Origin of the sequence: uncultured Photobacterium sp. (assembly GCF_947502415.1) — a bacterium.
In the GTDB taxonomy this organism is placed as follows: domain Bacteria; phylum Pseudomonadota; class Gammaproteobacteria; order Enterobacterales; family Vibrionaceae; genus Photobacterium.
The window spans coordinates 314,080-336,319 of record NZ_CANMZV010000001.1 but is presented as its reverse complement, the minus strand read 5'-3'; the positions used below and the strand labels follow the sequence as shown (position 1 = coordinate 336,319).

Below are 22,240 nucleotides of genomic sequence, written 5' to 3'. Positions count from 1 at the left end.
TTGGCTGCTAACATTTATTTGTTTACATGACTCATAAATGGAATTTATATGTCTTCATTACCCACTTTAAAACTGTCTCTGCTATCAATCGCTATTGTAGGTTCATGGGGCGTAATTGCCTCAGAAAAAATTCTTGACCCTCTTACTAGCTTTGATCACAAAACATGGTGGAAATCCGATGGCTGGAGCAATGGCTTTCCTTTTAATAACCGTTGGGAAGCAACTTCAATTCGCAACAACACAAACGGAATGCAAATTGTCTTGTTTAAAGAGCCCGCCGAGTATAGTAACTATGCCTTCAGCTCTGGTGAGCTACGTAGTCATGACTTCTATAGCTATGGTTGCTTTGAAGTTGAAATGAAACCGATAGCTAAACCTGGCGTTATAAGTTCATTTTTCTTGTTTGCAGGTCCTTTTGATACCCCTGATGGAGGTAATGGCAAGCATAATGAAATCGATATTGAGTTTCTTGGTAACAATACGAACATTCTTCAACTAAATTTCTGGACTAATGATAATAGCTATATTCAAAGCCATGAAAAACTCATTTACCTTAATTTTGATGCGTCAACTGACTTCCACCGATATGGCATAAAATGGACAAAAAAATACATCCAATGGTTTATCGACGGAGAAATCGTCCATCAAGTAAACAATACGCAAAGTGATCCTATTCCTTCATCTCAAGACAGCAAATTAAGGGTTATGGCTAACGTCTGGCCAACCGATACAGCGATTGCTAACTGGGCTGGAGAGTTTGATACCAGCACCGAAAGTGAACTTATTGCCCGCTATAAAAATATTCGCATTCAAGAAGGAAAAAACTGCAAAATAACTCACTGATTGATTTTCCATAACAATTCGATTTAGCAACGTATCTGGTAGCAGCCTAAAGCTGCTACCAATTCATTTATTTCCTGCTTAACACTAACTATTATCAAGCAACGAAACTGATATACTGATTCACATCTATATTCTTATAATCTCTATTTCAACTAACCCGAGAAATCACAATTTGCCTCAAGATAATGTCTTAACCGCCAGTAAACCGGACATCATAAAAATAGCGACCTTCAATCTATTCAATTACCTTGAACCGCCTTTTGCGTTCTATGATTTTGACAACATCTATGATTCGGAACAATGGCAGAAAAAGCAGCGTTGGATTTGTGACTACCTCTCTGAATACCAACCCGATGTTGTCGGGTTTCAGGAAGTGTTTAGCCCGGAGTCCTTACGGGAACTCGTCAAGAAACAAGGCTACCCTTATTTTGCCGTTATTGACGAAGCGACATTGATCAGCGATTACATCTATCAAAGCCCTGTTGTCGCAATAGCATCCCGCTACCCAATACAATCAGTCGCTCCGGTAACAGCCAATCCAGAATTGTCCTCCTTAATGGGTCTCAGCGACAACTTCTGCTTTAGCCGCAAGCCATTACGAGCCTCTGTAGAGTTACCCAATCTCGGTTTGTGCGATTGCTACGTTGTGCATTTCAAATCAAAGCGACCAACCATTGAAAATGAAGATAGCAACGACGCCAATATCGTAAAAGCTATCATTACGGAGGTAACCGGTAGCTGGGCTTCGTCTGTACAACGCGGTTCCGAAGCAGCCTTACTACTTTCCGCCATCATTGAACGACGAGAACAAACCGGTTATCCGGCATTGTTAATGGGTGATTTTAATGACGACCTGAAGAATGGCGTATTACAACATTTACTGACAAAAACAGTTCGAGGCAAGAGCCAAGCAAACAGTAACGAACTTTTAGCTCCCTATCTTCTAAAAGATAGCTGGACGTTATTCCAATCAACGCGACTTTTCGAAATTAACCAACAAACGTCTTCGCCAGAAATTGGGACTGTCGATAACAGCCATGTACTTCCTAGACGACCGTACAGCCACTACTACGGCAGTAAAGGCTCCGTAATCGATTATATTTTAATCTCCAGCGAATTTGACCCGGAATATCAAGAAAGCCTCGCGGAAGTTGTTGACTACCACACCTATGATCGACACCTGCTTAATCCCGTCTATGAACGAGATAGCCAGAGCACCGATCACGCCATTATTATGGTTAGCCTGAAATTACGCAGTTAGCTTTTGTTCTTTGTAAAAAGCATCGTCAGACAGCCGTATCTATATAGCAGTGCTAGCTGAAAATGAGAGGAAACCCTAATTGAACCTCACCATAACAGGTAAGCCCTCAACTTTCAGTTTATCGGGTAACGGTTCTTCAAGGATCAGCTTCACTTTCAGCATACTCTTCTGGCCTTCAAACGGACCTGCTAACTGCCGCGGTATTTTATCAGCAAGTTCAACACCTCTCCCGACTCTGGCCTTAACTGCCTCGCCACTGGAGAACTCAATCACAGCTTTATTGTCTTGTTGCACCTTCTCAATATGTTTAGGTAATACATATGCATTAACCTGGTACTCATTGGCAGTAGCAATCAATAGTAACGGGGTTTCTTCAAATACCCAATCACCGGGTTTGATAAGAACATCAACAATCCGTCCTTGGCTAAATGCGACCGGCTGTAGCTGAGTCAAACTACTTTCCAACTCTGCCAGCTCCCGCCTGATTTCATTTAACGCGATTGACTGTGGGCCAGAAGAAGCCAATTCCTGAATTTTCCTCATCTCATCAATTTTACGTTCTAATGCCTGCTGATAACTCAATTGCGATTGGGTACGGATTTGCAGCACCGCTGCAAAATCTGCGCTCGAGACTAAACGTTGTTTCTTGTATTTCTCGTATTCTTTAAATACCAACTCCTGGTTTTCTGCGCCTTCCCGCGCAATTTTTATCTCTTCATCTAACGCTGCCATTTTGGCTTGGTTGTAACTTTTCCAATCAAATAGCAACTGAGATAACTGAAAACGACGCTCGGAAATACCGGCACGCAGTAACGGTGAATTAACTCGCATTAATGGGGTTCCTGCCTCAACGTCATCCCCGACAAGCACAAAAACATCATCAACCTGACCTTCTCCACTCGCAACAACAAGTTGCGGCTCAGTGGTAACAATGCCCGGCGCAGTGGTGATCAGCCAATCACGCCCTACATACCAAAGTAACAAAACAACCGGACTGAATGTCAGAATCAAGATCAGATACCAACGAAAACTAAACGCCACTCGCCGTGCCGGCGCATACGGAACCTTAACGCCTTCATCTTTGGTTGCATCCTGCTGTTTAGGTGAGTTAAACGTAACTTTCACTACGGCCTCTTATCACGGCGAAAATGCAACCAACGGAAATGCTGGCCACGCTTTAATACCCACCATGGTGCCATACCACTTTCTTCATGAGCTCGTCGGAATAGTTCATTTAAAATAGCGACTGCAGCCCACATTCGGGTAGCAAAGGTATAAACCGGATATACAACCAGCCAAGGAGCCATTTTTAAATCCTTCAGCGGCTGCTCGGAAATCGCGATAACAAAAACCAATAGATTGATAACAGAAAAGAACAGGTAGATCAGGTACAAACCAATCAGCAAAGCTGCAACGAATTGAGATGGATAGCTAAATACAAGCCACCAAGAATAAATGGCCACCAGCAAAGGCAGAACTATATTCTGACCAATACCAAACACCAATGTATAGATAAATGTCTTCCAGCCCAGAATCCTCGGCGTCATCGAGTAAATATGCTTTCGCAAATACAAAAATAATAAGTCACCATCCCAGCGCAATCGCTGCTGACACAATGTCACGACTGTATTAGGAACATCAGTATGACCTACAGCCTTGGCAGCAAAGCCAATTTTCATTGCCGGATATCGACGTAAATAATGTTTGATCCTGACGGTAAGATCTAAATCCTCCGCAGTATGAGTATCCCACCCCCCAATGCCGCGGAGAAAATCACGCCGGAATGCGCCGAAAGCACCGGATATATTATTAATCAGGTTCCATTCACTAAGACCTGTTTTTCCGCCATGCATCGAAATCATGTATTCGATTCCCTGCATTCGGGTAACAATGCTGTCATCAAGATTACGCACACGCAACGCCCCACCAACAGCAGGAACATTCGGATCATCAAAACAGCGAACAATTTCATCAACCATATCGTTATCAAATGAAGTATCGCCATCAACATTAATAATGATTTCACCGGTTGCTACTGCCAGTCCTGAGTTGAGTGTTGAAACCCGGCCTCCACGCTGCCATTTAGGCAACAGCACCAACTGCCGATTGAATAGCCCATCAAAATCATAAATACAGGAACGGGCAACTTGGTAGGTATGGGCATTTTGCTGAGCACCATCAATAACAGCAATAATCTCAATCTGTCCCGGATAAAGTTGCTCTCGCAAGGTCTCAACAGTAATTCGTATTGCTTCACCTTCGGAGTAGCAAGTAATAATGCAGGATACTTTTGGCAACGGACCTTTTTTCTTTTGCGCACCACTCTGATATTGCCGACTGAACCATTTCAAAATACCGCTTAATGTCAAAATCATCAAAGGCAATTCAAAGGCCAGCAACATCGGCAACATCATTGCCATCACCACAGGCATATTGGCAATGTTACCGGTCAAATCAACCAGCAAATAGCGAACTGCAAACCACCATTCACTCATAATGAACCACGTCCGCCAGCCATGCTTTTAGCCAATCCTCCGCTGACTGTTCTTCAGGGATCGGCAACCCTTTAACCTGAACAATAAGCTCTAACTGTTCGAGCCCCTCAACATCACCTAAGATAGAAATCCGCTCCCTCAGCACCTCCCAAACCTTATCACTGGTATGTGACAGCAAAAGAATGAGAACATCATCGGAATACTGGCAAACAACATCCGTTTCCCGAAATATCCCCTGCATGCGCTTAACCAGCTCTGTAATTCTCTCTTGCGACTTCGTCAATCCCAGGTTTATCTTTACTTCAGCCAGGTTCGATAACCAAATCATCATCATGGTGTTATCACCACCGTAACGCCTCTGGTTAGAGCTCACCCATTGCACCAACCAAGGCAAATGATCCACCGTGATCGGCGCCCCCCATGTCAACGGAAGGTGTAACAGGTGGGAGCCTTCCAGTGCAATCTGACGTACCAACTTCCCCGGCATAAATTCATTAATCGGGGCAACAGTTAAATCATCAGGGCTTTGTATCTCTCCGCAATCATGACAGCGAACTTTAACCAGCGATTCTATAAACCTGGCGTAGCATGACAGGCAGCTGTAACGTTCCAATGGCCTGTCGTAATCAACCCCTATATGACGCAATTTTGTCGAACATTTCGGACACTGCATAATGCCCGATTGCATGAACACATCCTGATCATCAACATACCCACAAATAAAGCAGTGAACACCGGGCTTAAGATGAATATCAATGCTATTGCACTCCGGACAAACATCGACATAGTTAATCCTTGCCCCATGGCATGTGCGACATAAGCGAAGCCTGTCGATTAACTTACCAGGAACAAGCAAGTGATGATCAACTGCCCGCATCAGGGTCAAATGAGATTCCTCTCCAAGCAAGCAATCCAGTAATGGGTAGGAATAACCTTTCAGGGATACACCCGACCAAACAGGCTTGATATGCAGATAAGGTCTTGGCCAGCAAAACCAGGCTATCAAATCAAGCGGTTCCGGATGCGATGTGAAGTGAAGCAACGCCAGGCGATCCAAAGTTGGCGGAATACGTTGCCACATATCATTTAGATAACCATCAGCCAATGCATCTGACATCTTGCTCTTAGCAACACAAAATACAGGCTGAAGGCAGCGAGACTCATCACTTCGAATTTCCAGTAACAGCTCATCTTGGTGAGCGGGGTCGACATTAAGCAGTGCTGAGGGATAACTATCGACAGCCCATTGTTCAACACTTTCTACACAAGACGTCAGTTCAGGCACTGGTTCACCAATGACCTGAATATTCATGTAGTTATTTGCCGTTTCCGCCATCACGCCTCACTATCAAGTCACAAAGAACATCAGCAACTAAACTGTCCAAAATACCAGTTCGCCGCTTCCATATGAGATGACTGTTATCACTCCTGTTTTCGTACTTAGCTGATTAATAGCTTAGGCTTAATAAGCGTGTTCTATTCGACTTGTATATAAGAAGGATATAAATTTCATTTCGTCTTTTGAGAGCAACACCGGTCAAAAACATGAGTTCGTGTCGGTTTGAACAAATTTACATTAGGTTAATTACTGCTTTTTTTGGCATAATCGCCCTACATCGATCTTAATGAGCATGAATACAACCAATGAAAACCCAATCCCCGACCAAACGACTGCGTAGCATTGCGCTACTTGCCGCCTGCGGTCTGAGCTATACCGTTAGTGCCGCAAACTTCCCATATGACTATCTTGAAGTTCGTGTCCCATTAAGCCCTGGGGGGTTAGGTGCCGCCGTCAGCCAGCAATTTCATGAAAATGCCCATGTTATGGTTGAAGCAGAAAGTACATTTGAAGATGACTGGCACATAGGTGGCGGTGTCGGATTCAATGCACCGGTGAACCAATTCACCGATATAACAGGCCAGCTTAAAATCTTGTCGATCAAAAACAGAGATAATGATGACTTTGATAAATCATTCGGGCGACTGGCTACTGAATTAAACTTTGGCCTTCATGCATGGATTCTTCCTCAGCTCGAGACCGGAGCTTCTGTCGGTGTGATCTCCGCAGATGATGACTACAACATATTAAGCGTATCGGCACGTCTGCATACCAGCGATGCTTTCTCCATGGGAGCCGAATGGCGAGTCAGCGGTATTGAAGATCACGCCATTGCAGTCTCGGTTCGCTACCCGTTTTAACGGAATAAACAAAAAATCTTGTCGTAAAAAAGAACAGCTCATATAGCAAACGCTATAGGCTGTTCTTTTTTATAACCCTGATAAATAACGACTTTCACTCAAAACTAATTCCTCTCAATTCACAAAAACCTCATCGCTCAATATTCAACCTCGTGAAGTGCGACACAGTTCTCACTTTGTAAGACAAATCTATCCGTTACATGATTTAAGCGATCTAGATCCACAAATTACTCCGCAATTGTTCTTACTATCAGCCCCCACTCTTTCCAGCAATAAAAAACGACACGATGAAAAAACACCTTTTAGCCTCAGCAATCCTCCTTTCACTAACGGGACCATCCATTGCAGCCGATGGTGATATCGTTGATGTCACTATTTTAGGAACGTCAGATATTCACGGCCACTTCATGCCCTGGGACTATGCCAGCGATAAATTAAATATGCGCGGCAGCCTTAGTCAGATTGCAACCAAGGTAAAAAAAATACGTAACGAACAGCAGAACGTAATCCTTGTTGATGCCGGCGATACGATTCAGGGCAACTTTGTTGAAACTTTCAAAGACGAACCAGTTGATCCTATGATGCTGGGCTTCAATGAAATGAATTATGATGTCTGGGTATTAGGTAACCATGAATTCGATTTTGGCTTAAACATCCTCAATCGCTCCCTATCCCAATTCAAAGGCACTTCACTTGCTGGCAACATTAAGCGCCCGGATGGCAACCCGTTCTTGCCGGCTCATACCATCATTGAAAAGAAAGGTATAAAAATCGGCGTCATCGGTATGGATACACCTATGACCCAGGTCTTTGCCGAAGGAACCAACCGCTTAGAAGGTGTTACTTTCACAAACCCTTCTCTGGAAGTGAAAAAAGTCATTAAGAAAATCGATGATAAGGTTGATGCGATCATCCTTGTCGCTCATATGGGTCTGGACAACGAAAACAACATCGAAGCAACCGGTGTCCGTGACATTGCCAATGACAACCCGGAGCTGGATGCCATTGTTGCAGGCCATATGCATACCCGAATCGACAAAGCGACTGTTAATGGTGTGATTATCACCGAACCGGATAAATATGGCCGCGCACTGTCACGCATTGATTTGCAATTTGAAGAAAAGAACGGCGAATATACGCTAATCAACAAAGACAGTTTCACTTACAAGATCAAAGGCATTACATCAGACAAAAAAATGGAAGCGCTTTACGCCCCATACCACAAGCGTCTGCGTGAAAATGCTAAGCGGTGTCGATCTTGTTCCAGAAAACGAAATCAAAGGCATACCTCAGGTTCATATTCAGGATACCGGTATCAGCAAGCTGTACCAGGAAGCGAGTATGCACTATGCGCCAATGGCAAACGTTATTGCGCTACAAATCGATAATGACAAAGCCGAGCTGGATGTTGGCCAAATCAAAGCAAAAGACATTGCCTACAACTACCAGTACGCAGGCGGTGAAATCACCGTTTATGATATGACGGGTAAAGAGCTTAAAACCTATATGGAATGGTCTGCAGGCTATTTCAACAGTGTTAAAGACGGCGATGTTACATACAGCTTTACCCCTGAACGTCGTTCATCAAAATATTCAACCAATGATTTCTTCGCCGGTGTCACTTACACCATCGATCTGACAGAGCCTGCCGGTCAACGGATCAAAAATCTTCAGTTTGCTGATGGTAAGATGATCACTGATTCCACTCCAATTCGCATCGGTATGAACAGCTACCGTATGGGACACCTGACCAAAGCCGGCGGCGTACTGGAAGGTCGCCAATTCCCTGTATTGTTTGACACTGAAGCAGAATTTGGAGAAGAAGATGGAACTATCCGTAATCTGACTATCCGCTACCTGACAGAAGTGAAAAAAGGCCACTATGAAGGCAAACCAATACACCGCTGGACACTGGACGGCCTGCAAGGTTACGAAAAAGAACGTGAGATAGTAAAACAGCTTATCAATACAGGGAAAATAAAAGTCCCAACCAGTAAAGATGGCCGTTACACCAACATTGCTTCTATCAATGTTAAAGACAAACTCTTTACTGATAAAGCGGAGTTCAACCGTTATATTTCCCAGCTTGAAAAGCAGCTAAAAAACGTTAAATCTGCGGCGGAAAAACAAAAAATCGAGCGCGACATCATAATCGCCACAGCGCTTAATCAAGCCTAAACTGACCTTTAATCGCTTTAACCTTTTCTATTTCCCTTCTTGCCTCCGGACATACCGGAGGCTTTTTTCAGGCTAAAAGAACAACTTCTGTTTGAAATTTGCTCACCGTCTCAATTTCGAACTTATCTGCAATCAAGATAATATGATTGTGATATCTAGCCGTATTTTCACGCTTTCTTACAATAAAATCCCACATTAGTTACAAGTACATAGATATTTACGCTAGCTTAATTAATTTTTTACAACATGAGCATCTAATCTGAATAAATCCACACTTCACTCAGACTGATTTACAAGGGGTTGTTATGAGTACCGATGGAACAACAGTCGATAGACCCGCGAAAAAGAAACTTAGTTTTCCTTCCGCTTATACGGTTCTATTCTGTGTCGCTGCTATTGTGGCATTACTAACTTGGTTTGTTGATGCGGGCGTCTACAACAAACTATCCTATCAAGGTGAAAGTTTCATGATCACCTTTGCCGATGGCAGCACCGAAACACTTCCCGCCACACAGGAAACACTGGACAACGTCGGCATCAAGGCGGACTTAGAAAAATTCGTCAATGGCGATATTTACAAACCTGTCGGTATTCCTAATTCTTATACCGAAGTTGAGCCTAATCCACAGGGCATTCTTGAACTGTTTAAAGCACCAATCCAGGGGATGTACCAATCTATTGATGTCGTCTTTTTCGTTCTTGTTATTGGTGGCTTCATCGGTATCGTCAACCATTCAGGCGCATTTGGCGCTGGTATCAACCGCCTGTCACAAGTCATGACTGGGCGTGAAAAATGGCTGATAGTGATAGTTACGGCATTAATATCCCTAGGTGGTACCAGCTTTGGTATGGCCGAAGAAACCATTGCATTCTACCCAATCCTTGTACCTATCTTTATCGCAGCCGGATACGATGCCATCGTCGCCCTCGCCGCAATCTACCTGGGTTCATCAATCGGTACTATGTGCTCTACCGTCAACCCATTCAGTACGATTATTGCGTCGAATGCTGCCGGTATTAACTGGACACTAGGCCTTAGCTCCCGTATGGGTTTACTGATTGTCGGCACAATTGTCTGCATGCTGTACATCATGCGCTATGCCCAGCGTGTTAAAGAAGATCCAACGCAATCTTTAATCTATAACCAAAAGAAAGAAATTGAAGCACGCTTCCTTAAAAACATTGATAAGGACGCAACAGTAACCAAGCTTGATAAGAAACACACCATCATTCTGACCCTGTTCGCTTCAACCTTCTTTATTATGGTTTACGGCGTTTCCAGTCTGGGCTGGTGGTTTGAAGAAATGACCACACTATTCTTCGTATCATCCATTGTGATTGCTCTGGTAGACCGAATTCCTGAAAAAGAATTTGTCCGCGAATTTATTCAAGGTGCCAACGACCTTCTGGGAGTTGCCCTGATCATTGCGATTGCCCGTGGGGTAACCGTACTAATGGACGGCGGTATGATCAGCGACTCAATCCTTAACGCCAGTGCTTCTATGGTTGACGGTATGGATAAAGGCTTTTTCATCGTTGTAATGATGCTCTTATTTGCCGGTGTGTCGTTCTTCGTTCCATCATCATCTGGCTTGGCTGTACTTTCTATGCCAATCATGGCTCCGCTTGCAGATGTTGTGGGTATTCCACGCGATAACATTGTCAGCGCCTATCAGTTCGGCATGGGTCTGATGGCATTCATCACACCAACTGGACTGGTACTAGCCTCACTGGCAATGGTCAATGTCACCTTCGATAAGTGGCTCAAATTTGTCCTGCCTCTACTTGGTATTCTTATCGCACTATCGGCAGCTACTCTGCTGATTAATGTCTATATCTAACCAGTTTTGAAGTAGCCCAACACACTCAACACCAATCGCACGGTGTTGAGTGTGTTTTTATTTATTCCCACAGCCCTCACAAATCCTTCTCCAATGGTGTTTCTTTTTCGTCTTTTCCCGAATTAACTTATTGCTATTATTTGTCTTAACAATAAGTTATTCATCAATTTTTGGCACAAAGCAAAGCCACGGGAGCTATGCTTTATGGATTACTTTAACGATGTATACGGAAAGCTATGCCGGAAACCCAATCTGAACCTTCAACACCGCAATTTACCGTTACCGCGCTACTCTATGATCAGTTTGATTTACTGGAAATCGCAGGGCCACTGGAAATGTTTGGTCTTTTGCCGGAGCATTTCACTATCCAGCTCGTATCACAGAACGGTCAACCGGTAAGCAGTATGCAAGGACCACAGCTGGTTGCTGATTTTAGTATGTATACTTCCTTTCAAACCGATATTTTACTGATACCGGGAGGTCCCGGTACTCAGGATGCCATTGTCAATCCTGTGCTGATGCATTGGCTGCAACAGCAGAGTACGAAAACCGGCTATATCTGTTCTATTTGCACAGGAGCAGCTCTCCTCGCTCAAGCAGGTTTTCTTAAAGAAAAAGCAGCCACTACAAATAAAAAACGTTACCGTTGGGTAACAGGATTCGGAACCGAAATAAACTGGTATCCGGTTGCTCGGTGGGTAAAAGACGGTCGAATTTTTACCTCTTCAGGCATTTCTGCAGGTATCGATGTATCTCTGGCAATTATTTCTCAATTACTGAATGAGGATGTTGCCCGAAAAACAGCAATTGAAGCTGAATATATCTGGGTCAATGACCCAAGTGAAGATCCATTTGCACCATTACATATTGTTCAGTAACTACATATTGTTCAGTAACGCCCAGATAAAAGACGCTACTCCCACATAATGTAGCATTGTGCCGCTTTTGCCTCTTTAAGCATTTCTAGCAATGGTAATGCGCGGGTATTTACGCCAACCACAGGCTCGACATCCTGTTCGTCATAATCATCAATATCTATCACCGGATCATTCCCTGCGTCAATTTCAATTTGTCGAATCCGATTAAGTGCCTGTTGTAAGTTATTCAATGCCACCGGCACATCTTCAGCATCTATCGCACCAGGAATGTTTTCACAAAACCCCATCATTTTCAGCATTTGCTTCGCGACATCACCAAACATGATGATATTACCGCTAACCTTGCAGTGAAAAGTAACCAACATGAGAACTCCTAACAGATTCAGTCAACCACAATGATCATTAAGCTATGTAACTAATACCAATCAGCATAAAGTATTTGGTCATTCTTGCTTGTTCTAGGCTGTGTCCCCTCGGAAAAATCATGAACATCCCCATCATTCAAGCCTTGCGAGAACCGTCGAGAGGTACTCTGTTTCCATCGCGCACTTGGCTCTTTTATGTTTAACACTCGCTTTAAAGCTTATTTCACTTCTAAGCATGTTCAAACACATCTGCCTGATCCTTACCAAATTCTCTGCTCTGTCATCTGCCCTTTTGCGTGAATCATCCTCACCAAATTCGGTATCAAGAATCCAATGCATCGACTCGACAAGCCAATGTGAACGCGTTGCATTTAACAAAGTTTTAGCATCTATCGTCACTAGACATCCTGAAACATCACGTAAATCTAGTAACTTAGGCTCTGTTCAGTAATTTAGTTGATAACCCAATTCCCTGCGATTCTCTCTGTAAAGGTAACCTTTGATAGTAAATCATCACTGCCCTATCTAATTTCCAAACTTTTTAACTATCCAACATAGATCACACTAATCCTCATATAAACCAAAAGAAAAACCACCCTCTGCCGAAAAGCTTCGAGTATTTCATCAGGCTCATCCATCAGTTATGCTAAACTACTTAAAAACAAAGCCTTGCATTTAGCAAGGCTTTGGATTTAGTGCCTGCACGCAGATGCAAAAAATCAGTTACTTATAAGTCACGCATTAATGTCTCGAATTCTTCTTCCGCAGACTCGATCATTTTTGCTAACTCTCGAGCATCATCATTCGCCATGTGTAACTGCCAACGTACCTCATCAGGACCGACTGGATCACGACACACTACATCAGTCGCTTTACCATCAGAAAAGAAATATAACTCATCAAATTCGGCTTTCAAGCTGTTATTCTTCTCCTTGATATTGACCTCCAACTCTCCTGTCGGAATAACTGTTACATCTGCATGTAGTCCTCTATGACCAGGCAAGATAAATTGCCGATGTACAGCTAACATACTCTGCCTCCACTCTTAATCCACCTTCAAGTTAAGTTTAGCTAAGATAGGCAGCTCTCGATGGGGATTCACAAAAACAACACAATCATTCAACATCTTGATTGATATGGATCAGAGAATGTTTTGCCGTATATGATAAGGAGTGAATAAACCTTTAAAGCTCTTCAATTATAGTGAGCGTTTAAAACAACAAAGGCGCTTTCGCGCCCTTATAGTGATGATGAAATCTAACCATTGATCTGCAGCTTTGACCAAAGCTTCAACCAGTTTTTCTCAGCAATTCGCTGTCTAAAAATCTCAGGTCTCGAATTGTTGGGATTAATTCTAACCTTTAGTGACCAGTTTTCTCCAAGACCAAACGGAGCGCAAAATACCAGCTTATCATCAGGCTCCAAGCGTACACCGACACAAGTCGGTACCTCTATCCACTGTGAAATAGCGGCTACAGTATCACTATATGGTTGATGTCCATGTTTTACATGCATTCTGGCCTGATTTCGAACTTCCCAACTCACCACCGGAAAGCATTGCTGAAGTTGTGCTTCTATCTGCTGTTCTGTTTTCAAACAAACATGCTTGGTATCAAAATAAACAAAATCAATATCGTTCAACGGGGTCATCTGCTCTTTTCCATGAAGATGGTCCCAGATGGCATTACGTAAAAATCCAGCCCCTAAATACCAATCAGGAAGATTTAGCTCTCTTGCCGCGCGTAGACAATCCATTCTATATTTATCGGCCAAGATAAGCTTCGCCGTTTGATCTTGATAATTCATCACATATATTCTTTGCTCAACAATTAAAGCCGAACAACATCACCGACCAAAGCAACACCAGAAACAAATGTACCTGAACCACACTGGAAAGTGCTTCGGTCAGATGTCAGGTTATCTCTGTAGTTAGATTTAATATTAACAACAGCATTACCGCCTTCTTTGACTGCACGATCTTTAAGTGTGATCATTGCAGATAAAAATACCCATTGGCATGCTTCCAAGTCAGTTTTATTAAAGGCGTTAGTTTTTTTATTTGTTTTAAACTCACCAAAGTTTTCTTTTACCTTGCTGAATTTTTGGTCACCAAAATAAAACTTAATATCCGAGCCTAATTTTTCTTTAGCATGCGCTAAATTTAGCGCATCTTGTATGGAGTAACTCGCAATATCATCTTTCGCAAAAGCATTAAAAGGAAAAATGCAGATATTAATCAATAAAGCAATAAGTAACTTTTTCATTTTGTTTAATCCTTGTTAGAAGAAAAGTGGAGATACCGAAAACACCAATACCTCATAGAACAATAAGCTATTGATTTAGGCAGCAAGCCATTGTGACTCAATAGAATCCAAGCACATAATCCCTATATTCTGCAAGAGAATCCGGCAAACCGTGCTATTGATCTAATAATTCCGGACTTTGATAGAGTTCATTATTAGTAATCTGTATAATAACAACCATTAAAACGGCGTACAATAATGACTTACGGTATGAATAACAGAAAACTTACCCTCTCTACACTTTTCTTAGCTCTCTGCCTATCTAACACTGTTCTTGCCGATGAAGCATCACCGTCAGTGCAAACTAAAGTTCTCAATGGTCAAAACGCATCAGCCCTTGCAGAGAATTTACTTCCCTGGCAGGCCGCAATCCTGACAAAACCCAATTTCAGGGATAACGTTATTTCTGGTTGTGGCGCCGTGATCATCAGTGAACACTGGGTTGTAACGGCAGCCCACTGTGCCGAAGCAGCCGCTAATCTCAGCGACACTCTGGTTGCAGGTCTTACCTATATTCCGCAAGGTAAAAACAAGGATTTAACAGCAGAATATCAGTTCACCATTGAGCAAAAGATTTTGCATGAAGGTTATAAAGCGAGCACTTCAGGAACTAAATCTATCAACGCTGGCGATGTCGACCACGATATAGCCTTAATGCGAGTCCAAGAATCACTGATAACAGTTGGTAAACCAATCAAAATAGCCACTGCAGAAGAACAAAACCAGGCAAATACTCAATTTATCAACACTTGGAATGCAACAGGTTACTCAATCGGTAATCTGATTGCCTCTGGATGGGGGGATGTGGCCCCGTCATTTAAACCAAGCAATGAACTTCAAGTGGTAAAGCTGGGTGGTATCCCAATGTCACAATGTAATTCAAGCTACGTAACGACATCTAATTCACACTTTGTCTGCGCCGACTCAAACAACCCGGCCATTAAGAAAGATGTCTGTGCCGGAGACTCTGGCGGTCCGCTGATTTGGCAAAATCCAAATAAAGCGGGAGACGCTGATTTAGGTCTTCGTGTTATAGGTGTTACCAGTAACGGACCAAACTGTAGGTTCAAAAATGCGGGTTACCTTGCTTCACAAAGTAATGGCCTATATACAGAACTCGCCTCTTACCGTGACTGGATCGAAACAAAGACAGGATTAACTCTTGATAATATCGCTACATCAGACTTTAGCCACGACCCGTTTAAGGTAGTTAGAGAAGATGAACATGTTTCAACTGGAGGCTCATCTGGCGGTTCTGTGCCTCTCGCAGCCCTGTTAGGATTAGTTCTTACTGGCTTGCTTCGCCGAAGGTGCTAATAAAGATTAACAAGACATTCAACGTAAAAAGGGCTCCGAGAAGCCCTTTTTATTTATCATGCCTTACGAATAACTACTCATCTTCAAGCGCTACCAATTTAGTAGAACCGCCATGAAATTTCTCTCGATGGCGCTGCACCATTGCAAAGAATCCAGGAATAAGGAACGTTCCCGCTAGTAACACGCAGAGCAAACCGCCGGTTAATGAAATACCTAAAGAGTTCTGGCTGATATGGCCAGCTCCCGATGCAAAGATCAACGGGGTAATACCCAGAATAAACGACCATGATGTCATATTAACCGCGCGGAAACGCAGCTTACCACCACGAACTGAAGCCTGTTCGATATCCAGGGATTTTTCTTCTCGCTCAATCTTGGCGAACTCCACAATCAAAATTGCATTTTTCGCCGCCAGTGCGATCAACAGCACCAAACCTATCTGAGCATATAGATTCAGAGGCGTCCCAGTTACCGCTAATGCCAGGAATGAGCCCAGTGTTGCTACCGGTACGACCAAAATTATCGCTAATGGAATACTCCAGCTTTCGTACTGTGCAACCATAAAGAGATAGATAAAAATCAAAGCCAGAGCAAAGGCATAAATTGCCTGATTACCAGCCTTAACTTCCTGATATGCCATTCCGGTCCATTCATACTGGTAACCCTGTGGCAGAACCTCTGCCGCTACACGCTCCATAGCCGCAATGGCATCACCGCTCGAGTAACCATTTGCCGGGCTTCCCTGAATGACTGCCGAACGATACATGTTATATCGCCATGCTACATCCGGCTCAAATACCTGCTCAATGGTGGCCAATGTACTTAAAGGGATCATTTCTCCACTTGCAGAACGGACATGGAAACGATCCAACGAGTCCAGGTTACTTCGATATTCACTGTCGGCCTGTACTGTTACCCGGAAGTTTTTGCCATACATAGTAAAATCATTGATATACATCGAGCCAAGGTTACCCTGCAACGTCTGGAACACCTCCGTCAGTGATATCCCTAACTGCTTCGCCTTTACCCTATCCACATCAACATAATAATGCGGTACGTTGGCACGGAAAGTACTGAAGGTATATTGGATCTCAGGTTGAGCATTCGCTTTTTGAATCAATTCCCCCATCACATTAGCCAAATCTGTACGGCTTCTGCCCAATGTATCTTCCAGCACAAACTCAAACCCCGATGCAGCCCCCATTCCCGGTACGGCAGGTGGCCCCATCGCAAATACAATCGCCTCTGGCAATTGTGCAGCCGCACGAGCATTAATACGCTGGGTAATTGCAAATGAAGAGTGATCCCCTTGCATGCTATTTCGTTCATCCCACTCTTTAAGCTTGATAAACATCGAAGCGCCATTGGATGCTGCCGCACCTGTCAGGAATGCATAGCCATTAGCAACAGTAATACCTTCGACCCCAGGCTCTTGCTCAACTATTTCCTGAAGCTTTTCCGTTGTCTCTTCCGTACGTGATAATGAAGCCGCATCAGGCAGCTGAACATTAACCAGCAAGATTCCTTTGTCTTCCTGCGGCACAAATGCAGTCGATGTTGTTTTTGATAAAAAACTAACAGCAATCACAGCTATAGCAAAACAACTGATCAACAAACCTGCTTTACGAACTAGGAAGCCTGCAATAACCCCGTATTTCAAAGTAACGCTATCCAGCCCCCGGTTAAACGTCTGGAACCAGCGAGCAGTATTGTCACCTCCTTGCTTCAGCACCAATGAACACAGTGCCGGAGATAAAGTCAGCGCATTAATAGACGAAATCACCACCGAAATACAAATAGTCAACGCAAACTGACGGTACATAATCCCAGTGATCCCCGGCAGCATGGCAACCGGCAGAAATACCGCCAGCAATACCAGTGTCGAAGTAATGATTGGACCTGTCACCTCTTTCATTGCAATTAAGGTTGCTTTGCGTGGTGTCAGCGTCTTATCTCGTTTCATATTGGTATCAACATTTTCGATAACCAATATTGCATCATCAACGACAATACCAATCGCCAGGATCAGTCCAAACAGTGTCACAGTGTTAATGGTAAACCCTGCCGCCAACATAATGGCAAAGGTGCCAATAAGTGAAACCGGAATAGCGACAACGGGGATCAACGTCGAACGCATACTACCCAGAAACAAGTATGTCACTGCAATAACGAGGATCACCGCTTCAATCAGCGTCTTAACAACCCCTTTTATCGACTCAGAAACAAACAGCGTTGTGTCATAGCTGGTTTCATAAGCCATACCGTCCGGCATATTTGCTTTCAGTTTATCCAGCAGTGCCATGACTTCCTTACCACTTTCAAGCGCATTCGCATCAGATTGAAGTGACAAGGTCACAATAGATGCAGGCTGACCACGGAACAATCCGTTGCCATCGTAAAACTTCTTACCCAACTCAACACGGGCAACATCTTTCAGGTAAACAACCGAACCATCTGGATTAGCCCTCAGCACTACGTTCTCAAACTCGCTGACAGATTCTAATCTACCTTTGGTTACCAGGTTGAATTGTACTTCCTGGACATTATTGAATGGTGGCGCCCCAACCTTTCCGGCTGCAATCTGGACATTTTGTTCAGCCAGCGCAGTATTAACATCGGAAGTTGTCAGGCCAAGGTTGGCCATTTTTTCCGGGTCTAGCCACACGCGCATAGCATATTCACCACCACCGATGACGTTAACTTCACTAATTCCTTTAACGCGGGCCAACTGATCCTTAACGTTCAGGTTTATATAATTAATAAGAAACTTATCGTCATACTGGCCGTCAGGTGAATAAAAGTTCAATACCATCAACAAATCAGGTGAACGTTTTTTTACCGTTACACCAACCATACGGACTTCCGCTGGCAATTTAGACTCAATCTGTGACACCCGGTTCTGAACATTAACCTGAGCCATATCAGGATCCGTACCCACATCAAAAGTCACATTAAGATTGTAGGAACCGTCATTGGCACTTTTCGAGGACATGTAAATCATATTCTCGACACCGTTTACCGATGCCTCAATAGGATCAGCAATTGCCTCCTCAACAACTTCGGCACTTGCCCCTGAATAGTAAGCAGTAACACTGACTGATGGCGGACTGATTTTGGGATATTCTGCAACAGGCAAATTCATCAGTGCGATCGCACCAGCCAGTGTCAGAATGATTGATATAACCAGCGCAAATTTAGAACGCTGGATGAAAAAGCGACTTAGCATTTTTTATTCCTTAGCATCCGGTTGTTCAAATCGTACTGTCATTCCATTACGAACGCGCTGCAGCCCTTTGGTCAGAACAACATCATCTGCGTTCAGCCCATCACGAATAATGACACCCTGCTCTGCCTGCGCCCCAAGCTGAACATTACGACGTTCTGCTATGTTTCCCTCTTTCAGCACCATAACAAAGTCCCCTTCAAGATCACTTTGTACCGCTCTGCGAGGAACCACATTCATCTTTACGGGTGTTTTTTCTCGCAAGAAAACCTGAACATGCTGACCTGGCAACAAACGCTGCTCGGGGTTTGCAAATTTTGCACGCATTGCAATGGTTCCCGTATTCAAATCAATCCGGTTACCAATAAAGTCAACTTTACCCAAAGATGAATAATCCTGACCATTATTAAGCGTCAGCACGACCTCGACATCCCCTTTCCCGTCACCACTTCCATCCAGTTCATCTATTCCTAAATCCAAACGCTGACGTTCACTAATGTTAAAAGAAGCTTGTATCGGGTCGAGACTAACCAGAGTCGTCAACACACCCGAATTTGGCGACACCAAATCACCAATGCTGGCTTTACTATCACTTATTCGCCCAGTAAACGGCGCAACAATGCGGGTAAACGACAAGTCAATTTCAGCAGAGTTTAATTGCGCCTTTGCAGCTTTCACCTGCGCCTCAGCATTGAGCTTCTCCGCAGTCAAACGGTCAAACTCTGACTGGCTAATACTTCCTTTAGGCAACAAATTCTTGCCCCGTTCCCAGTCGAGGTCCGCACGTTTCAATGTCGCCTCAGCCTGTGCTATCTCAGCTTTAGCACTAGCAACTTTTGCCTCATAGGCGGCGGGTTCAATCTGAAATAGTAACTGTCCTTTTTCAACAAGTTCACCCTCTTGAAAAAAACGATCTTTCAGATAGCCGGAAACCTGAGCCGTTATAGCCACGTCCTCAATCGCTTCAGTACGACCGACAAACTTTTTGCCTTGCTGATAATCAATAACAGTCACCGGCTGTATTGCTACCAAAGGGTTAGCCGACGATTTCTGTCCAGAGAACTTATCGCCACACCCAACAAGCAAGCTGGCACTAATTAGTGAGGCAACCATAAATTTATTATTCATTTTGCTAACCATAGGTAATGTATAAAAATAAATTGCTGGCGTAATAAATATTGAAAAAGCCAATAATTCAATGATATAAGCAATAAAGCCACGTTAGCATTGAGGCTTTAACGAAAGCTGAACAGGTTTTATTAGTAACGTTTTTTTACTAGAGTAAATGTTTCAAAACATTTCAAATCAAACCGGAAACAGATGAATAATAGAAAATAGAGCTTTTGATAATTCGATTAATTAATGCGGTAGAAAATGGCAAAAAAAATGCTGCCAAGCGGCAGCATAAAAATAGAAAACAGTAAAAAAAAAAGAAGGGATTAATATTAATCAAGCTCAGGAACAGTAAAATCATTTTTAGGCTGGTTCATTTTTTTCTGTAGCAACAAACCAGAAGCCTTCATGGTGTAACCAAAAATTGCACCAAGAATCAGTGACGGTATAACTAACTGCCAGTCTCCTCCAGCAGCAAATGTGGCACATGAACCAATGAATGTGCCCGGAATAAATTCAAGCCATGATTTTTTAGCCTGAACACACATGAAAAACGCTACAACCGCAGTAATAACATAACCAACAATTTCAATACCAACCATTGTCGATAAATGAATAATCACCAATGCCCAGAAAACACCACTTAGATTAGTCGCTATACTAAGTCCAAGACCTTTCAGACCCTCTTTAGGTGAAGCGAAGTAGGTAGTACATCCCAGAAAACCAGCCCAACTCAACAGGCCCAAAGAAACAGCAACCCATCCCCAAACACCTGAAAGAATACCTGTTGTTATAGCAATGGCGACCAATACCGACATGTGAAAATCTCAATTAACTATGAATCAGGAAACAGTTTAATTGAGAGAATTAAAAGTTAGAGTGATAATGATCACAGTTACAATGTAATCAATGCTACTCATTTTTTACATATAAGATCTCGATCACCTTAATACCGATTTTTTCAACATTATGTACCAGATACACACTAGAAAATAATAATCACATAACACACACCATCAACTTAGTGTTTACTATGATAAACAATTGATAATGCCGAAACTAACTCTAAAAATCACGGCAGACTATTATCGGTCTCCTCTAGACTATGGTAACGTTAGTCGTCTTTTATTTCTGAACAGCTTGCTAGACAACGATATCATCGCTCCGCGCTTTCAGAACGTTCTTTATCGGAGTTTATATGGGACCATTAATGCTTGATGTATCTGGCTATGAGCTAGATGCCGAAGACAAAGAAATTATCCAGCACCCGACCGTTGGTGGCATTATCCTATTTAGCCGGAATTATCACGACCGTAAGCAGCTTAGAGCGCTCACCAAAGATATTCGCCAAACCGCACAACGACCTTTTTTAATCGCCGTTGATCAGGAAGGCGGACGTGTACAACGCTTTCGAAATGAATTTACCTTGCTGCCACCTGCCAAAGCTTTTTCACAAAGCAAAGACGGGCTTGAACTGGCAAAACAAGGCGGTTGGCTAATGGCCGCTGAACTACTGGCGATGGATATAGATCTTAGCCTGGCACCTGTCCTTGATCTTGGGTTCGACTGTAAAGCTATCGGAGACAGAGCCTTCTCTGATGAACCTCAACAAATTATTCAGTACGCTAGCAAATTCATTAAAGGTATGAAGCAAGCCGGAATGGCTGCAACAGGAAAACACTTCCCTGGTCACGGTGGTGTTATTGCTGATTCACACCTTGAGACACCTGTAGACTCTCGCGAGACCATTAAACAGCACGATATGACAGTGTTTAAACACCTCATTGAACATGAGTTGCTTGATGCAATGATGCCAGCCCATGTTATTTTTGATGCCTACGATGCTCAACCGGCTAGTGGCTCAGAATACTGGTTAAAAGAAATACTACGCCAAGAACTCAACTTCAAAGGTGTCATTTTCTCTGATGACCTGAATATGAAAGGTGCCGATGTACTTGGCAGCTATAGCGAACGGGCAATTGCAGCACAGCAGGCTGGATGTGATATGGTGATGTTGTGCAACAATCGTGAAGGTGCTATTCAAGCTCTTGACGGCCTACCGCAAACTCAGGTTCTCCAGCTGGAAACACTCTGCAAAAAGCCGACGGGTGAATATCGAGATCTCATCAAAACCAGAAAATGGCTAGAAACTCATAGAATTATCAGTGAGCTTACCCATACTTGGCGAGAAAAAAACGCGTAATAGCAAAATTTAAATCAGGTG

Annotated in this window: 17 protein-coding genes and 2 pseudogenes; 8 read left to right on the top strand and 11 right to left on the bottom strand. The window is 43.3% G+C overall.

What is annotated here, in order from left to right; all coding sequences use genetic code 11:
- The first annotated feature begins 48 nt into the window (after window positions 1-48).
- Window positions 49-843, top strand: a complete 795-nt coding sequence (locus Q0852_RS01455) for a family 16 glycosylhydrolase (RefSeq protein ID WP_299013164.1) — start codon at window positions 49-51, stop codon at window positions 841-843.
- Window positions 844-1,015: 172 nt separating this feature from the next.
- Window positions 1,016-2,104, top strand: coding sequence for an endonuclease/exonuclease/phosphatase family protein (locus Q0852_RS01450; RefSeq protein ID WP_299013162.1), 1,089 nt, complete (start codon window positions 1,016-1,018; stop codon window positions 2,102-2,104).
- A 75-nt stretch (window positions 2,105-2,179) separates the two neighbouring features.
- On the opposite strand, the gene Q0852_RS01445 is transcribed toward Q0852_RS01450, so the two are convergent.
- From Q0852_RS01445 to Q0852_RS01435, 3 genes are read right to left on the bottom strand one after another with little or no spacing between them, the layout of a single operon-like run.
- Window positions 2,180-3,229 (bottom strand): HlyD family efflux transporter periplasmic adaptor subunit, encoded by a 1,050-nt coding sequence (locus Q0852_RS01445; protein ID WP_299013160.1) that lies wholly within the window; start codon window positions 3,227-3,229, stop codon window positions 2,180-2,182.
- On the bottom strand, window positions 3,229-4,599 hold the full coding sequence (locus Q0852_RS01440) for a glycosyltransferase (protein ID WP_299013159.1): 1,371 nt from the start codon (window positions 4,597-4,599) through the stop codon (window positions 3,229-3,231). The genes Q0852_RS01445 and Q0852_RS01440 overlap by 1 nt, the downstream gene beginning before the upstream one ends.
- Window positions 4,592-5,935 carry a diguanylate cyclase gene (locus Q0852_RS01435; RefSeq protein ID WP_299013157.1) on the bottom strand — a complete coding sequence of 448 codons (1,344 nt, stop codon included), beginning with the start codon at window positions 5,933-5,935 and terminating at the stop codon, window positions 4,592-4,594. The genes Q0852_RS01440 and Q0852_RS01435 overlap by 8 nt, the downstream gene beginning before the upstream one ends.
- A 308-nt stretch (window positions 5,936-6,243) precedes the next feature.
- Here Q0852_RS01435 and Q0852_RS01430 point away from each other — a divergent pair, with 308 nt between their 5' ends.
- The 4 genes and pseudogenes from Q0852_RS01430 to Q0852_RS01415 all read left to right on the top strand — a co-directional run bounded on the left by Q0852_RS01430 (window position 6,244) and on the right by Q0852_RS01415 (window position 11,695).
- Window positions 6,244-6,798 carry a hypothetical protein gene (locus tag Q0852_RS01430; protein WP_299013155.1) on the top strand — a complete coding sequence of 185 codons (555 nt, stop codon included), beginning with the start codon at window positions 6,244-6,246 and terminating at the stop codon, window positions 6,796-6,798.
- A gap of 287 nt (window positions 6,799-7,085) precedes the next feature.
- A pseudogene (locus tag Q0852_RS01425) lies at window positions 7,086-8,976 on the top strand (bifunctional UDP-sugar hydrolase/5'-nucleotidase).
- Window positions 8,977-9,281: 305 nt separating this feature from the next.
- Complete coding sequence (locus Q0852_RS01420; protein WP_299013154.1) at window positions 9,282-10,817, top strand: YfcC family protein; 1,536 nt, start codon at window positions 9,282-9,284, stop codon at window positions 10,815-10,817.
- A gap of 236 nt (window positions 10,818-11,053) precedes the next feature.
- The gene (locus tag Q0852_RS01415) at window positions 11,054-11,695 is read left to right on the top strand and encodes a DJ-1/PfpI family protein (protein WP_299013152.1); all 642 of its coding nucleotides are present in this window, start codon (window positions 11,054-11,056) and stop codon (window positions 11,693-11,695) included.
- Window positions 11,696-11,730: 35 nt separating this feature from the next.
- On the opposite strand, the gene Q0852_RS01410 is transcribed toward Q0852_RS01415, so the two are convergent.
- The 5 genes and pseudogenes from Q0852_RS01410 to Q0852_RS01390 all read right to left on the bottom strand — a co-directional run bounded on the left by Q0852_RS01410 (window position 11,731) and on the right by Q0852_RS01390 (window position 14,324).
- On the bottom strand, window positions 11,731-12,060 hold the full coding sequence (locus tag Q0852_RS01410; protein WP_299013151.1) for a DUF1840 domain-containing protein: 330 nt from the start codon (window positions 12,058-12,060) through the stop codon (window positions 11,731-11,733).
- A 132-nt stretch (window positions 12,061-12,192) separates the two neighbouring features.
- Window positions 12,193-12,453, bottom strand: a pseudogene (locus tag Q0852_RS01405) (transposase); the annotation flags it as partial.
- 334 nt (window positions 12,454-12,787) lie between these two features.
- Entirely contained in the window at window positions 12,788-13,090 is a 303-nt protein-coding gene (locus Q0852_RS01400) for a hypothetical protein (RefSeq protein WP_299013149.1), read from the bottom strand.
- A gap of 227 nt (window positions 13,091-13,317) precedes the next feature.
- Window positions 13,318-13,866: a nucleotidyltransferase family protein gene (locus Q0852_RS01395; RefSeq protein ID WP_299013148.1), complete on the bottom strand. Its 549-nt coding sequence runs from the start codon at window positions 13,864-13,866 to the stop codon at window positions 13,318-13,320.
- A 23-nt stretch (window positions 13,867-13,889) separates the two neighbouring features.
- Window positions 13,890-14,324, bottom strand: a complete 435-nt coding sequence (locus Q0852_RS01390) for an excinuclease (RefSeq protein WP_299013147.1) — start codon at window positions 14,322-14,324, stop codon at window positions 13,890-13,892.
- Window positions 14,325-14,573: 249 nt separating this feature from the next.
- On the opposite strand from Q0852_RS01390, the gene Q0852_RS01385 reads away from it, so the two are divergent.
- Window positions 14,574-15,680, top strand: coding sequence for a trypsin-like serine protease (locus tag Q0852_RS01385; protein WP_299013145.1), 1,107 nt, complete (start codon window positions 14,574-14,576; stop codon window positions 15,678-15,680).
- Between the two features lie 73 nt (window positions 15,681-15,753).
- Here the strand turns inward: Q0852_RS01385 and Q0852_RS01380 are convergent, their stop codons facing one another.
- The 3 genes from Q0852_RS01380 to Q0852_RS01370 all read right to left on the bottom strand — a co-directional run bounded on the left by Q0852_RS01380 (window position 15,754) and on the right by Q0852_RS01370 (window position 20,834).
- Window positions 15,754-18,906: an efflux RND transporter permease subunit gene (locus Q0852_RS01380; RefSeq protein ID WP_299013144.1), complete on the bottom strand. Its 3,153-nt coding sequence runs from the start codon at window positions 18,904-18,906 to the stop codon at window positions 15,754-15,756.
- A gap of 3 nt (window positions 18,907-18,909) precedes the next feature.
- On the bottom strand, window positions 18,910-20,031 hold the full coding sequence (locus Q0852_RS01375) for an efflux RND transporter periplasmic adaptor subunit (protein ID WP_299013143.1): 1,122 nt from the start codon (window positions 20,029-20,031) through the stop codon (window positions 18,910-18,912).
- A 317-nt stretch (window positions 20,032-20,348) separates the two neighbouring features.
- Window positions 20,349-20,834, bottom strand: coding sequence for a DUF1097 domain-containing protein (locus Q0852_RS01370; protein ID WP_299013141.1), 486 nt, complete (start codon window positions 20,832-20,834; stop codon window positions 20,349-20,351).
- Window positions 20,835-21,214: 380 nt separating this feature from the next.
- Here Q0852_RS01370 and nagZ point away from each other — a divergent pair, with 380 nt between their 5' ends.
- Window positions 21,215-22,219 (top strand): beta-N-acetylhexosaminidase, encoded by a 1,005-nt coding sequence (gene nagZ / locus Q0852_RS01365; RefSeq protein ID WP_299013140.1) that lies wholly within the window; start codon window positions 21,215-21,217, stop codon window positions 22,217-22,219.
- Window positions 22,220-22,240: the final 21 nt, after the last annotated feature.

Excerpts from the sequence above, each read along its gene's own strand:
- Q0852_RS01435 (WP_299013157.1), bottom strand. The coding sequence starts at position 5,935 with ATGGCGGAAACGGCAAATAACTACATGAATATTCAGGTCATTGGTGAA.
- Q0852_RS01455 (WP_299013164.1), top strand. The coding sequence starts at position 49 with ATGTCTTCATTACCCACTTTAAAACTGTCTCTGCTATCAATCGCTATT.
- Q0852_RS01410 (WP_299013151.1), bottom strand. The coding sequence starts at position 12,060 with ATGTTGGTTACTTTTCACTGCAAGGTTAGCGGTAATATCATCATGTTT.
- Q0852_RS01375 (WP_299013143.1), bottom strand. The coding sequence starts at position 20,031 with ATGAATAATAAATTTATGGTTGCCTCACTAATTAGTGCCAGCTTGCTT.
- Q0852_RS01390 (WP_299013147.1), bottom strand. The coding sequence starts at position 14,324 with ATGAAAAAGTTACTTATTGCTTTATTGATTAATATCTGCATTTTTCCT.
- Q0852_RS01380 (WP_299013144.1), bottom strand. The coding sequence starts at position 18,906 with ATGCTAAGTCGCTTTTTCATCCAGCGTTCTAAATTTGCGCTGGTTATA.
- nagZ (WP_299013140.1), top strand. The coding sequence starts at position 21,215 with ATGGGACCATTAATGCTTGATGTATCTGGCTATGAGCTAGATGCCGAA.
- Q0852_RS01420 (WP_299013154.1), top strand. The coding sequence starts at position 9,282 with ATGAGTACCGATGGAACAACAGTCGATAGACCCGCGAAAAAGAAACTT.
- Q0852_RS01440 (WP_299013159.1), bottom strand. The coding sequence starts at position 4,599 with ATGAGTGAATGGTGGTTTGCAGTTCGCTATTTGCTGGTTGATTTGACC.
- Q0852_RS01395 (WP_299013148.1), bottom strand. The coding sequence starts at position 13,866 with ATGAATTATCAAGATCAAACGGCGAAGCTTATCTTGGCCGATAAATAT.
- Q0852_RS01385 (WP_299013145.1), top strand. The coding sequence starts at position 14,574 with ATGAATAACAGAAAACTTACCCTCTCTACACTTTTCTTAGCTCTCTGC.
- Q0852_RS01370 (WP_299013141.1), bottom strand. The coding sequence starts at position 20,834 with ATGTCGGTATTGGTCGCCATTGCTATAACAACAGGTATTCTTTCAGGT.
- Q0852_RS01400 (WP_299013149.1), bottom strand. The coding sequence starts at position 13,090 with ATGTTAGCTGTACATCGGCAATTTATCTTGCCTGGTCATAGAGGACTA.
- Q0852_RS01415 (WP_299013152.1), top strand. The coding sequence starts at position 11,054 with ATGCCGGAAACCCAATCTGAACCTTCAACACCGCAATTTACCGTTACC.
- Q0852_RS01430 (WP_299013155.1), top strand. The coding sequence starts at position 6,244 with ATGAAAACCCAATCCCCGACCAAACGACTGCGTAGCATTGCGCTACTT.